Below are 12,692 nucleotides of genomic sequence, written 5' to 3' on the forward strand. Positions count from 1 at the left end.
GACTGGCCGCGCCGCTCTGCCCAGAGCGATTTGCGCGCCGCTTTCTTGTGGTACGCGGGCACGGAAAAGGGGCGGCCCGGCCGGGCCGCCCCCTGCCTCTTTGGTGTCCCGGGATCAGACGAAGAACTGCGCGCCGTTGGCCGAGATGGTCGAGCCGTTCAGGAACGCGGCCTCGTCCGCGGCGAGGAAGGCCACGCAGCGGGCGATCTCTTCGGGTTCGCCCAGGCGGCCGGTCGGGATCTGGGCGATGATCGACTCGCGCACCTTTTCAGGAACCGCCATCACCATCTCGGTGGCGATGTAGCCCGGGCAGATCGCGTTGGCGGTGATGCCGAAGCGTGCGCCTTCCTGGGCCAGCGACTTGACGATGCCCAGATCGCCCGCCTTGGTCGCGGCATAGTTCACCTGGCCGAACTGGCCCTTCTGCCCGTTGATCGAGGAAATCACGATCACCCGGCCGAACTTGCGCTCGCGCATGCCAGGCCAGATCGGGTGGACGGTGTTGAACACGCCGGTCAGGTTGGTGTCGATAACCTCCTGCCACTGGTCGCGGGTCATCTTGTGGAACGGCGCGTCGCGGGTGATGCCCGCGTTGGCCACCACCACGTCGATGGGGCCAAGGTCGGCCTCGACCTGCTGGGCGCCCGCCGCGCAGGCGTCGTAGTCGGCGACCGACCACTTGTAGGTCTTGATGCCGGTCTCGTCGGTGAATTTCTTCGCGGCGTCGTCGTTGCCGGCATAGTTCGCCGCGACGGTATAGCCCGCCGCCTTGAGCGCCTTCGAGATCGCCGCGCCGATGCCGCGGCTGCCGCCGGTGACGAGTGCAACTCTTGCCATGATTCCTCCAGGATGGGGTCTGTTTGCGTCGGCAATGTTGTTACGGAAGAAAGAAAGGGTGCGCAACAATATTGCGCACCCGATTTTCCGCGATTGCGATTACGGGCGCTCGAGGCACATGGCCACGCCCATGCCACCGCCGATGCAGAGCGTTGCGAGGCCCTTCTTCGCACCGCGGCGCTGCATCTCGAACAGCAGCGTGTTGAGGATGCGCGCGCCCGAGGCGCCGATCGGGTGACCGATGGCAATGGCGCCGCCGTTCACATTCACGACCTCGGGGTTCCAGCCCATGTCCTTGTTCACCGCGCAGGCCTGGGCGGCGAAGGCCTCGTTGGCCTCGACCAGGTCGAGATCCTCGGGTTTCCAGCCCGCCTTTTCCAGCGCCTTGCGGCTGGCATGGATCGGGCCCACGCCCATGATCGAGGGGTCAAGCCCGGCGGTGGCGTAGGAGGCGATCCGCGCGAGCGGTTGAAGGCCGCGGCGTTCGGCCTCTTCTGCCGACATGACCAGGACGCCCGCTGCGCCGTCATTGATGCCGCTTGCATTACCGGCGGTCACGCTGCCGTCCTTGGTGAAGGCGGGGCGCAGCTTCTGCATGCTTTCCAGCGTCGCGCCGTGGCGGATGTATTCGTCGTTCTCGACGATCGTGTCGCCCTTGCGGCTGGACACGGTCACCGGCACGATCTCGTCCTTGAACTTTCCGGCCTTCTGGGCGGCCTCGGCCTTGTTCTGGCTGGCCAGCGCGAATTCATCCTGCATGTCGCGGCTGATCTGCCATTGCTGCGCCACGTTCTCGGCGGTCTGGCCCATGTGATAGCCGTTGAAGGCGTCCCACAGCCCGTCCTTGATCATCGAGTCGATGAAGCTCATGTCGCCCATCTTGTGGCCCGCGCGCAGGTGGGCGACGTGGGGGGAAAGGCTCATGTTCTCCTGCCCGCCGGCGGCGACGATCGCGGCATCGCCCAGCTGGATGTGCTGGGCGGCCAGCGCCACGGCACGCAGGCCCGAGCCGCAGACCTGATTGATCGACCAGGCCGCCGATTCGATGGGGAGTCCAGCCTTGATATGGGCCTGGCGGGCGGGGTTCTGGCCCTGTCCGGCGGTCAGCACCTGGCCGAGAATGGTTTCGGAGACCTCCGCCTTGTCGATTCCGGCGCGCGCGACCAGCGCTTCCAGCATGATGCGGCCAAGCTCGTGGGCCGGCACCGTTGCGAAAGCTCCGTTGAAACTGCCGACCGGCGTGCGCGCGGCCGAGACGATGACGACATTGGTCATGGAATGGGTCCTTCTCCCCTGGGATGGTTCGCCGCGCACTATAGGGGATGCGGATGCAGAACGGCACCCCCCATAACCGACAGGGGATGCCGCAATGGCAAGGGGTTGCCGTTCTTGCTGCGGCGCAGCGGGGTGGTCAGGCGCGGCGCTTTTCCCGCCCCTCGCGCCACGGCGGCACGAGCGAGGGCGCACCGAAGGCGAAGCCCTGCATGCAGTCGACCCCGGCGGCGGCAAGCCAGGCTGCGTCGCGCGCGGTTTCCACGTTCTCGGCCACGGTGAACATGTCGAAATGCTGCGCGATGGCGATCAGCGCCGAGGCCAGAACCTGGTTGTCAGGACTGTCGGCGATGCCGCGGATGAACTGGCCGTCGATCTTGAGGATGTCGAAATAGAACTCGCGCAGATAGCGGAAGGCGGTGTAGCCCGCGCCGAAATCGTCCAGTGCGAAGGCGATGCCCTTGGCCTGCAATTCGCGCATGAAGACCGAGACGAGGTCGGGCATGACCATGGCCGAGCTTTCGGTGATCTCGAGGATCAGCCGCTCGGCCAACGTCGCATTCCGGGCAAGCCCGTCCTCCAGCGTCTTCTTCCAGCGGGGATAGCCGATCGAACGGGCCGACATGTTGATCGACAGGCGCAGGTCGGGCGCCTCGGCCAGCGCGACCAGCCCCATTTCCAGGGAAAGGCAGTCGATCACCCGGCCAAGCTCGGTCGTTTCGACGGTCTCGATGAACTCGCGCGCGGGGATCACCCGTCCGGTATGGTCCAGGATGCGGATGAGCCCCTCGTAAAAGGCGACCTGGCCGTGCTCGACGGCCTGCACCACCGGCTGGAAGGCCAGCAGGACATCGCGCCGCTTCAGCGCATTGTGGACCGTTTCGATGATGTTCCGGTCCCGCTGCGAGATGGCCGCAGAGAGCGGGCTGTCCTGTCCCGGTTCCACGATGATGCTGGGGTCGATTTTTGCGCTCGGCATGCTGTCCCTCCGCTGCGACACGATCCAATTGCTGCAAAAGCCGTTAAGGGCGAATGAATGTTCGTATTTGGTTCCAATTTTTCGTAACCTGTAGCGAGACACTCAAGTAACTGGCGGAAAACGGAGATCCTGATGGACGGGCGGTGTGGCTGGTGCGGGACGGACCCGCTTTACGTAACGTACCATGACACCGAGTGGGGCGTTCCCGAGCGTGACGGCCGGGCGCTGTTCGAGAAGCTGATTCTCGACGGGTTCCAGGCGGGGCTGGCCTGGATCACCATCCTGAAGAAGCGCGAAGCGTTTCGCGCGGCCTTTGCGGGGTTCGATCCGGGGGTGATCGCGGGGTGGGGCGACCCCGAGGTTGCGCGGCTCTTGTCCGACCCGGGGATCGTGCGTCACCGGGGCAAGATCGAGGCGGCTATCGGCAATGCCCGGGCCTGGCAGCGGATCGAGGCGGGCGAGGGGTTTTCGGCCTTTCTGTGGCGCTACGTCGATGGACGGCCGCTGCAGAACCGGTTTGCCACGCTGAAGGATGTTCCCGCAGAGACGCCGTTGTCGCTCCGGATATCCAGGGATCTGCGGGCCGAGGGGTTCCGGTTCTGCGGTCCGACGATCACATATGCCTTCATGCAGGCTGTGGGAATGGTCAACGATCACCTTGTGGCGTGCCCGCGTCACGCGGAAGTCGCGGCGCTGGCCTAGGGCCTCACCTCGCGGCGACCCGGACCAAGGGGGGCACCCGTCAGGATTCGGGCGGTGGCGGGGGCGGGGCGACGGTGAAGAGCTGGGCGAGTTCGGTCACCTCTTCGGCGCGTTTCCAGCCGTCCTGGCCTGCGGTCCAGACGAAGGTTTCGCGCCGCAGCGTCCCGTCGGCGGCCATCCGGCCGAGATCGGCCCTGGAGAACGGCCCGCGGGTCTCGCCCTTTTCGGCGATGTGCCAGACATGCTCGACGGGTGGCGGGGGCGGCGCGGCAGGGGCGGCCCCCCAGGGGCCGGGCTGTGCCATCTGCGCCCCCATCGCCATGCCCATGCCGGCACCCAGACCGGCGGCCATGCCGCCGCCCGCCGGATTCTGCGCCGCCTCGGTCATCGCCTCGGCCGCCGAATACTGGGTGAACCGGCCCAGATCGCCCACGATCCCCATCGAGGTCCGCTTGTCGAGCGCCTTTTCAACGGCGGGGGGCAGCGAGATGTTCTCGATGTAGAATTCGGGCATGGTCAGCCCGTAGGCCGCCAGCGCCTTCGATACCTCGGTCGCGACAAGCTTGCCCAGATCGTCGGTATTCGCGGCCATGTCCAGAACCGGAATACCCGAGCGCGCGATCACCCGGCTGAATTCCTGCACGATGATGTTGCGGATCTGGAACGCGATCTCGTCGCGGGTGAATTCGCCATCCGTGCCCACGATCTCGACCAGGAACTTCGCGGGGTCCGTCACCCGGATCGCAAAGGTGCCGAAGGCGCGCAGACGCAGCGGCCCGAATTCCGGGTCGCGCAGCATTACCGGGTTCTTGGTGCCCCATTTCAGATCGGTGAACCGCGTCGTGTTGACGAAGTAGATTTCCGACTTGAAGGGCGAGCGGAAGCCGTGGTCCCAGTGCTGGAGCGTGGTCAGCACCGGCATGTTGTTGGTTTCCAGCATGTAGAGGCCGGGGGTGAACACGTCGGCCAACTGCCCCTCGTGGACGAAGACGGCGGCCTGGCCCTCGCGCACGGTCAGCTTGGCGCCGTACTTGATCTCGTGGCCCTCGCGCTCGAACCGCCAGACCATCGTGTCGCGGGTGTCGTCGGTCCAGTGGATGACGTCGATGAATTCGCCGGACAGGAAGTCGAAAATGCCCATGGGTCGGTTCCTCTGGATCGCGTGCCACCAAGTATAGCCTGTGCCTGCCGGTCAGACCACGCGGAAGGTGCCGCGCGACCGCGCCGTCAGCTTTCGCCCCCCATCAGTTCGGCCGCGATCGTCTCGACGATCGGCCGTGCCTCGGCTTCGGTCATTCCCGGGCGCAGGCGGCGATCATAGAGGATCTTCAGCAAGAGCGCGTCATGGCGGGTGAGGAGGGCGAATTCCTCGTCATCGTTGAAGATCGAGGGCCGCGCCGCGGGGCTGTCATTGGCCAGCCCCATGCCTTGTGCCAGTTCCTCGTGGATGCAGGACTGGCGCAGGCGTTCGGGATGCTCGGCCCGGATCACCGCGACCGCCCGGGAATAGACGCTGGAGTCCCCGCGTGAGAAGGCCAGCACCAGACAGAAGGTCGATCGCGGGATCGTCTCGATCGTGTTGATCGCGGTGGCGTCGATGCCCGGCACCAGCGCGCGCAGCCGCGGGCCGATCGTGCGCCGGTCGTCCTCGTTCAGGATCAGCACCTGGAAGTTTGCCTGGCCTGGGTCGACGATGCGGATCGGCAGCCGGGCCAGCCCCGACAGCCGCCGCGAATAGGCCGACACTTCGGCGCGGTCGCGTGCCCGCTGCGCCTCGGGCACCGTGTCGCCGAACACCAGCCCCAGCCGGATCGGCTGCTCCCAGCGGCGCAGCCGGCTCGGCGTTTCGCGCGCGACGAGCTGGCCCGACCGCGTCACGTATTCATCGTAAAGCGCGATCTTGACGAAATTCTCGACCAGCGCCCGGCGCGAGAACGTCACGTCGGCGGCGTCGCCATCGGTACGCAAGAGCCCGCGCGACGCGAGGTCGGCCTCGACCCGGGCAAAATGGCGGGCAATCGCCGCGCTCTCGGGCGAGGGCAGGGGCGTCGCGGCCTCCGGCCGCGGCACGGGCCGGGTGGCGGGGCCCTGCGGCGCGACCTGGCAGCCCGCCAGCGCGCTGAGAACAAGACCCGGTAGAACCAAGGCGCGAAGACGGGCGGTCACGGACGTTTCAGACCCCCGGAACTGCGCCCGCACCCTCGGCGCGGGACTTGGCAGAGGCGAGCGTGTCGCGCAGCTCGGCCTCCATCTTCTTCAGGTCTTCCTCGGCGGCGGCACGGCGCGCCTTGCCCTCGTCGGCGATGGACAGGCTTTCCTGGATGGTTGCGATGAGTTCGGCATTGGCCTTCTTGACGGCCTCGATATCGAACACGCCGCGCTCCATCTCCTGGCGGACGATCTTGTTCGCCGCCCGCAGGTTCTCGGCATTGGCCGTCAGCAGTTCATTGGTCAGATCAGTGGCTTCGCGCACCGCCTGTGCGGCCTCCTTCGAGCGCTGGATCGTCACTGCCTGGGCAAGCTGGGTTTCCCAAAGCGGCACGGTGTTGACGAGTGTCGAGTTGATCTTGGTGACCAGCGACTTGTCGTTCTCCTGAACCAGCCGGATCGAGGGCAGCGACTGCATCGTGACCTGGCGGGTCAGTTTCAGGTCGTGGACACGGCGTTCCAGATCGTCGCGTGCGGCGCGCAGGTCGCGCAGTTCCTGCGCCTTGATCACTTGATCGTTCTCGGGTGCGGCGCCCACCGCTGCCTCGAGCGCCGGGATGTCCTTCCCGTCCAGTTCGCGCAACTTGGCCTCGCCCGCGGCGATATAGAGCGCAAGTTCGTCGTAGAAGGTCAGCGTCTTTTCATACAGCTTGTCCAGCGACTTGATGTCCTTGAGCAGCGTGTGCTCGTGGGTCAGCAGGTTGTCGGTGATCTTGTCGATCTGTGCCTGAACCGTTTCGAACCGCGCCACGAAATTGGCAAAGGGCGCCGCGCGGCCCAGCAGCTTTTCCCACCAGCTGCGTTCGCGCCGCACGTCCAGTTCCGAAACCGAAAAGCCACGGATCGTGGTGACGATCTGGCGCAGGTTATCGCCCGCGGGACCCACGTCCTTGTTGCGCACATCGGCCAGCATCGCTTGGCTGATCTGCTGCAGTTCCGCCTGCGCGGACGACCCGAAGGAGATGATCGAATTGGTGTCGCCCATGTCGATCTCGTCCATCCGGGTGCGGATGCCGAGCGCCTGCTTGTCGTCGGCAGCCTCCAGCGGCACGATCTCGCCCACGGGTTCGGGCAGGATCACGGCGGTCAGTTGTTCCACCTCTGTCAGCGTGGCCTGAGCCTTCTGGCGAACGGTATCGGACATGGCAATTAATCTCCCGAATTTGGTGCGGCCGGGTCGGGGCGCACGCCTTCACGCTGCAGCCTGTCGCGCAGCACTTCAATTTCCACTTCCAGATCGGCGCGGTCGTCCAGCAGCAATGCGCGGGTTCTCGCCGAGAAATTCTGTTCGAGATCGGACAGCAGGGTCTCGTAATCCGCCCGTGCCTTGGCGTCGCGGGTGCGGCCGTAGAGTTCGGCGAACTTGACCGTCGCATCGCGCGCGCCCAGCAGGTAGACGACCAGATACTTGCGCGCGGCCGTCAGGTCGCGGGGGTCGTCCTCGACGGTGCGGAACATTTCGCGCACGGTGGACTGGAACCGTTCGACATGGGCCTCCAGCGGGCGGTCGCCCGCCCGGCGGATCGCATCGGCCATGGTCTTGAGATGCTTTTCCGCCTCGACGATGACACGGGCCACGCGATCCTGCTGGAAGGTGTCGACACCTTCCATCCCCTTGTCCTTCATCGGGTCGGTTCCGAAGGCCGCGCTGTGCAGCACGATGCCGAGCACGGCAAGGATGGCGGGCGGCAGGAACCCCGCCTCGGGCGACATGCCGGCCAGGAACAGGCCCGCGCCGGTCAGTGCCGAGCCGAATATCTTGCGCGGGATGGCGGGTCGGCGGGCGATCTTGCGTGCGGCCCAGGCATCCTCGGCCTTCAGCCCCTCGCGCGTCAGCCATGCCGCAAGGATCAGGACGCCGAACGCTGTCAGCGTCAGCGCAAGCCCGGTCGGGTCCGAAAAGAAGGCGCGCGGCACCAGCGGCAGCGGCGCGAAGAACATCACGTTTGCCCGCCCGCCCGCGCGCGATGCGCGCTTGTCGTGGAACGGGTGCCGGGGGGCGGGCGCGTCCCCGGGGCGTGGGTCGGGGCTGAATTTCCCGCCATAGCGCTGGGCCATCACGCGCCCCCCATGAACGAGACATAGAGGACCAGCGCGACCAGCAGGAAGAACGCCAGTTTCTGAAGGCCAGACTCGGACATGGACCCTCTCTTGTCTCGGTTTCCGCCGTATACATGGGATGCGACGGAGCGGTGAAAAGCAAGCCCGTCGATGACGTCAGCGCCCCTTGGGCGGGGTGCGGCCGCGCGGGACGCGCTTGGGGCGCGGCGGCGCCGCCGGGCGGCCCTCGCGGTCGAGCCCGAGCTGGTCGCGCAGCACGCGGCCGCGCACCTCCTCGACCTCGCCGGCCTTGAGCTCGCCCAGCCGGAACGGTCCGTAACTGACGCGGATCAGCCGGTTGACGGCCAGTCCCACCGCCTCCATCGCGCGGCGAACCTCGCGGTTCTTGCCCTCGCGGATGCCGACCGTCAGCCAGGCATTCGCCCCCTGCTGGCGATCGAGCGTCACTTCCATCGGCAGGAACCGTTCGCCCTCGATGGTGATGCCCCGGCGCAGGGGGGCAAGCGCCTCGTCGCTGGGCGCGCCCTTGACCCGGACGCGGTATTTCCGAAGCCAGCCGGTCGAAGGCAGTTCCAGCCGCCGCTTGATCTCGCCATCATTGGTGAGCAGCAAGAGCCCCTCGGAGTTGATGTCGAGCCGGCCGATGGACATCACCCGCGGCATGTCCTCGGGCAGCTTGTCGAATACCGTCTCGCGGCCCTTTTCGTCTTTGGCACTGGTCACCAGCCCGCTGGGCTTGTGGTAAAGCCACAGCCGCGGCGGCTCGGCCTCTGCCAGCGGGGTGCCGTCGACCTCGATCCGGTCCTTGGGCGTGACGTTCAGCGCGGGGCTGTCGATGATGCGCCCGTTCACGGCGACGCGGCCGGCCTCGATCATCCGCTCGGCCTCGCGGCGCGAGGCGACGCCGGCGCGGGCCAGCACCTTGGCGATCCGCTCGCCCTCTGGGGTGTTCTGTTCCATGCGCCCCGTTTACGCGGGATTCGGCCGGTGGGAAAGCGGCTTGCGCGGGGCAGGGGGGCTGGGCCATGAGGGGGCATGAGTCCGTTTCGCAGCCATATGGACACCGCCCTGGACGAGGCCCGCGCCGCCGCGCTCCGCGGCGAGGTGCCGGTTGGCGCGGTGGTCGTTTCGCCCGAGGGCCGGGTCGTGGCGCGGGCCGGCAACCGGACGCGCGAGTTGTGCGATCCGACGGCACATGCCGAGATTCTGGCGTTGCGCGCCGCCTGCGCGGCGGCCGGGTCGGAACGGCTGCCGGGCCATGACCTTTACGTGACGCTGGAACCCTGCCCGATGTGCGCCTCGGCGATCAGCCAGGCCCGGATCGCGCGGCTCTACTACGGGGCGGCGGACCCGAAATCGGGCGGCGTGGCGCATGGGCCCCGCGTGTTCGACCACCCGCAAAGCCACCATGTCCCCGAGGTCTATGACGGCATCAGCGCGGCCGAGGCCGAGCGGCTGTTGAAGGTGTTCTTTGCCGACCGGCGCTGAGGCCGCTAGCGCAGCAGCGCCGTCCCCGCCCAGACCAGCCCGATCAGCACCGGCTGGTGCAGCAGGTAGACCGCCAGGCTGTGGCGCCCCGGCCAGGTCAGCGCGCGCATCGACGGCGCAGGGGAAACGGTGCTGCGCATCCTGTCCCACAGGCCCGCGCGCGCCGCGATTCGCGCCAGGGCGAGCCCGGCAAGAAAGGGGGCGAGCCAGGGGAAGACCGGCTCGAAATCGACGCTGGGCCGGTTGGTCGCGGTCAGGCCCGTCCAGTCCAGCCAGGGCCAGTCGGGGCCAAGCGGGCGGGGCATCAGAAGGACGGCGAGGGCTGCGCCAAGCGTCAGCCCCGCGGGCAGGCGCAGGAAGACCAGGCCGATCACGCTGGCCACCGCGATGGAATGGAGGATGCCGAAATAGACCAGGCGTTCGGGGAACACCGCCCAGGTGGCCAGCGTCACCATCCCCGCCGCGCCGCCGATCACCGCGAGGCGCCGGGCGAACGCCCGCCTGCGGATCCCCTGCCCATGGGCAAGGTACAGGCTGACGCCCGCAAGGAACAGGAACGACCCGGCCACCGTCACGGACAGCACGCGCCATCCGCCCGAGATCGCGGTGCCGGTGGCCAGGTGGCCGAACATCTCGAGGTCGAAGACGAAGTGAAAGAGCGCCATCCCCAGAAGCGCTACCCCGCGGGCGAGGTCAACCGCGTGAATCCGCCCCTTTGGTGCGTGCATCCCGCTCAATCGGGCTGGAATCCGGCGATCAGCCGCCTGAGGCCCAGAAAGGCACCCGCATAGATCGCCAGCAGCGTCACCGGCGCGGAATAGGCCAGCGTTGAGAAGGCCGTCGCGCCCTGTCCGATGGAGCAGCCCATCGCCACCACGCCGCCGATCCCCATCAGCGCCGCCCCGCCCACCTGGCGGCCCAGCTCGCGCGGATCCTCGCAGGCCTCCCAGCGAAAGCTGCCCTTGCGCCACGACCCGATCCAGGCGCCAAGCAGGACGCCCAGCACCGAGCCGACCGAGAACGAAAGCCCGCCCGCCGACGAGGTCATCAGCCACATCAGCGTGCGCCCGAGCGGCGCGGTGAAGGTGTGCCCCTCGACATCGACCGCGCCGAGGGTCGCCTCGTTCAGGACACTCATCCCCCACAGCGCGCCCGCGATGGCCAGCCCCACCGCGACGCCCCAGCCGATCCGGCGCGGTTCGGCCCGCAGGGGGGCATGCGACAGCCCCCAGGCAAGGAACCCAGCGGCCACCATCAGCGCCACCAGCAGCGCGGGCAGGCCAAGCGTCGCCTCGACCAGATGCGCCAGACCCTGCATGCCCGACGAGGGCTCCTGCGGGAAGGCCCAGTCGCGCAGGGGGGACAGCGGCCCCGACAGCGTGACGAAGCCGAAGATCGAGATCACGACGACGACCACCAGCGACCGCAGGTCGCCGCCGCCGAACCGCGCCAGAGCGCCAAAGCCGCAATTGCCCGCCAGCGCCATGCCATAGCCGAACAGCGCCCCGCCCAGCACGCTGGCCAGCGGGTTCCAGGCAATGGCGTGGTAGGGGGTTCTGTCGAGGGCGATCTGGCCGGACGCGGCCAGCAGGTAGGTGGCCGCGATCCCGGTGCCCAGCACCACGCCCCACATCCGCAGCCGCCTGTGATCATCGCCATAGACCGCGCTTTCGATGGCGCCCAGCGTGCAGAATTCGCCCAGCCGCGCGGCAAGGCCCAGAACGCAGCCGGTGACAAGGCCGATCAGCGCCGCCCAGGTGCCCACGGGTATGCTGTCCATCCGTCCTCCCCGGCCCGGGCCGCGGCACCCGCGGCCCGGGGCCTCAGTCGATTTCCTTTCCGCCGGCGAACCGCGGCGGCGGGTTCTGTGCGTTGCAGAACATGTCGTGCATCAGTTCAAGAATACGCCGTGCGCGCTCGTCGGCCAGCGAATAGTAGATCGCCTTGCCCTCGCGCCGGTAGTTCACCAGCCCCTCCAGCCGCAGCCGGGCCAGTTGCTGGCTGACCGCGGCCTGGCGCGAGGCCAGCAGCGTTTCAAGCTCGGTCACCGATTTCTCGCCAGTGGTCAGGTGGCACAGGATCATCAGCCGCCCCTCGTGCGAGAGCGCCTTGAGAAAGCTCGACGCGGTTTCGGCATGCTGGACCATGTCCTCGGCCTGGATGCCGCCCTCGTCGGGATCGTGCGTGTCGCTATGGGCGATGTCTGCTGCCATGCCGGCTGTCCTGGGCTTCGTCAGAAGCCCATCTCCTCCTCGATCGCGGCGATGCCTTGCCTGGCGCAGTCATTGTCCAGATCGGGCCCGGGCGCGCCCGAGACACCGATCGCGCCGACGATCGAGCCCGCATGTTCGATCGTCACGCCGCCGCCGAGCGCCAGCGCCTCGTTCAGGTCGCGGATGCCCGAGAACATCGTCCCGGGCGCGGTCAATTCGGCCAGCTCCAGCGTGCTGGTGCGAAAGCTCGCCGCCGTCCAGGCCTTGCGCCGCGCCGTCTCCTCGACATGGGCGCCGGCAAAGCGGTCGCGGACGAAGGCCTGCATCACGCCGAAACGGTCCGTGACGGCCACACCGACCTGATAGCCCTCGGCCCGGCAATACTCCATCGCCGCCACCGCGGCGGCCAGCGCCAGTTCCGGCTTCAGTGCCTTGTAGTCCACGAAGGCGTCCTGCGCGGCCGCCCCGCCTGCGGGCAACGCCAGCGCCGCCGCGAAAACCAGGTTCCTTGTCATCCCTCGGCTCCTCCCTTTTCGCCGTGTTCCGCCCATTCGGGCTGTTTCCTGAGCATTTCCCCGATCAGGCCCCAGAAGAAATCCTCGCCCGGATAGCCTTCGAGCCGCGCCACTTCCACTCCGTCGCGCAACAGCACGAAGGTGGGGGTAAAGACCGGCTTGCGGTCCAGCACGATATCCCCGGGCAGCCGCGCATCCAGGTCGATCGGGCGCAGCGGCGCGACCGCTCCCTCGGTCGTCCTGGGCCAGATCGGTCCGATCTCGTTTTTCCACCGGATGCAATAGGAGCAGCCCGCGCGTTCGAACATTGCCAGCACAAGCTCGGCGCGCGCAACGCCAATGGGCGCGGCCGCCAAAAGGCCCGCGCAAAGCAATGCGGCAAATATTCGTTTCATTTCCGGCGGTCCCGTTACATAT

15 protein-coding genes are annotated in these 12,692 nt (G+C 67.7%); 2 read left to right on the plus strand and 13 right to left on the minus strand.

Annotation, left to right across the window (positions count from 1 at the left end; genetic code table 11):
- Window positions 1–114 precede the first annotated feature (114 nt).
- From phbB to EV655_RS05310, 3 genes are all read right to left on the minus strand, one after another.
- Window positions 115–837, minus strand: coding sequence for an acetoacetyl-CoA reductase (gene phbB, locus EV655_RS05300; RefSeq protein WP_132542570.1), 723 nt, complete (start codon window positions 835–837; stop codon window positions 115–117).
- Between the two features lie 99 nt (window positions 838–936).
- A complete protein-coding gene (locus EV655_RS05305; RefSeq protein ID WP_132542572.1) occupies window positions 937–2,112 on the minus strand; it encodes an acetyl-CoA C-acetyltransferase in 1,176 nt (391 codons plus the stop codon).
- Window positions 2,113–2,248: 136 nt separating this feature from the next.
- Complete coding sequence (locus EV655_RS05310) at window positions 2,249–3,088, minus strand: EAL domain-containing protein (protein ID WP_132542574.1); 840 nt, start codon at window positions 3,086–3,088, stop codon at window positions 2,249–2,251.
- Between the two features lie 132 nt (window positions 3,089–3,220).
- Here EV655_RS05310 and EV655_RS05315 point away from each other — a divergent pair, with 132 nt between their 5' ends.
- Window positions 3,221–3,790, plus strand: coding sequence for a DNA-3-methyladenine glycosylase I (locus EV655_RS05315; RefSeq protein ID WP_132542576.1), 570 nt, complete (start codon window positions 3,221–3,223; stop codon window positions 3,788–3,790).
- 40 nt (window positions 3,791–3,830) lie between these two features.
- Here EV655_RS05315 and EV655_RS05320 read toward each other — a convergent pair whose 3' ends face one another.
- The 5 genes from EV655_RS05320 to EV655_RS05340 form a co-directional block, all read right to left on the minus strand.
- On the minus strand, window positions 3,831–4,931 hold the full coding sequence (locus tag EV655_RS05320; protein WP_132542578.1) for an SPFH domain-containing protein: 1,101 nt from the start codon (window positions 4,929–4,931) through the stop codon (window positions 3,831–3,833).
- A gap of 86 nt (window positions 4,932–5,017) precedes the next feature.
- Window positions 5,018–5,956 (minus strand): DUF2927 domain-containing protein, encoded by a 939-nt coding sequence (locus EV655_RS05325; RefSeq protein WP_132542580.1) that lies wholly within the window; start codon window positions 5,954–5,956, stop codon window positions 5,018–5,020.
- 7 nt (window positions 5,957–5,963) lie between these two features.
- Window positions 5,964–7,142 carry a toxic anion resistance protein gene (locus tag EV655_RS05330; protein WP_132542582.1) on the minus strand — a complete coding sequence of 393 codons (1,179 nt, stop codon included), beginning with the start codon at window positions 7,140–7,142 and terminating at the stop codon, window positions 5,964–5,966.
- A 5-nt stretch (window positions 7,143–7,147) separates the two neighbouring features.
- Window positions 7,148–8,056 carry a 5-bromo-4-chloroindolyl phosphate hydrolysis family protein gene (locus EV655_RS05335; RefSeq protein WP_132542584.1) on the minus strand — a complete coding sequence of 303 codons (909 nt, stop codon included), beginning with the start codon at window positions 8,054–8,056 and terminating at the stop codon, window positions 7,148–7,150.
- Between the two features lie 159 nt (window positions 8,057–8,215).
- Window positions 8,216–9,019 (minus strand): pseudouridine synthase, encoded by an 804-nt coding sequence (locus tag EV655_RS05340; protein WP_132542586.1) that lies wholly within the window; start codon window positions 9,017–9,019, stop codon window positions 8,216–8,218.
- A 75-nt stretch (window positions 9,020–9,094) separates the two neighbouring features.
- Here EV655_RS05340 and EV655_RS05345 point away from each other — a divergent pair, with 75 nt between their 5' ends.
- Window positions 9,095–9,547 (plus strand): nucleoside deaminase, encoded by a 453-nt coding sequence (locus EV655_RS05345; protein ID WP_165905274.1) that lies wholly within the window; start codon window positions 9,095–9,097, stop codon window positions 9,545–9,547.
- A gap of 5 nt (window positions 9,548–9,552) precedes the next feature.
- On the opposite strand, the gene EV655_RS05350 is transcribed toward EV655_RS05345, so the two are convergent.
- From EV655_RS05350 to EV655_RS05370, 5 genes are read right to left on the minus strand one after another with little or no spacing between them, the layout of a single operon-like run.
- A complete protein-coding gene (locus tag EV655_RS05350; RefSeq protein WP_132542588.1) occupies window positions 9,553–10,275 on the minus strand; it encodes an acetyltransferase domain-containing protein in 723 nt (240 codons plus the stop codon).
- Between the two features lie 5 nt (window positions 10,276–10,280).
- Complete coding sequence (locus tag EV655_RS05355) at window positions 10,281–11,327, minus strand: YeeE/YedE family protein (protein ID WP_132542590.1); 1,047 nt, start codon at window positions 11,325–11,327, stop codon at window positions 10,281–10,283.
- Window positions 11,328–11,370: 43 nt separating this feature from the next.
- Entirely contained in the window at window positions 11,371–11,760 is a 390-nt protein-coding gene (locus tag EV655_RS05360; RefSeq protein WP_424511300.1) for an ArsR/SmtB family transcription factor, read from the minus strand.
- A 20-nt stretch (window positions 11,761–11,780) separates the two neighbouring features.
- Complete coding sequence (locus tag EV655_RS05365) at window positions 11,781–12,275, minus strand: GlcG/HbpS family heme-binding protein (RefSeq protein ID WP_132542592.1); 495 nt, start codon at window positions 12,273–12,275, stop codon at window positions 11,781–11,783.
- Entirely contained in the window at window positions 12,272–12,670 is a 399-nt protein-coding gene (locus tag EV655_RS05370; protein ID WP_132542594.1) for a thioredoxin family protein, read from the minus strand. The genes EV655_RS05365 and EV655_RS05370 overlap by 4 nt, the downstream gene beginning before the upstream one ends.
- Between the last annotated feature and the right edge of the window lie 22 nt (window positions 12,671–12,692).

The sequence above is a fragment of the Rhodovulum euryhalinum genome (assembly GCF_004342445.1).
Taxonomy (GTDB): domain Bacteria; phylum Pseudomonadota; class Alphaproteobacteria; order Rhodobacterales; family Rhodobacteraceae; genus Rhodovulum; species Rhodovulum euryhalinum.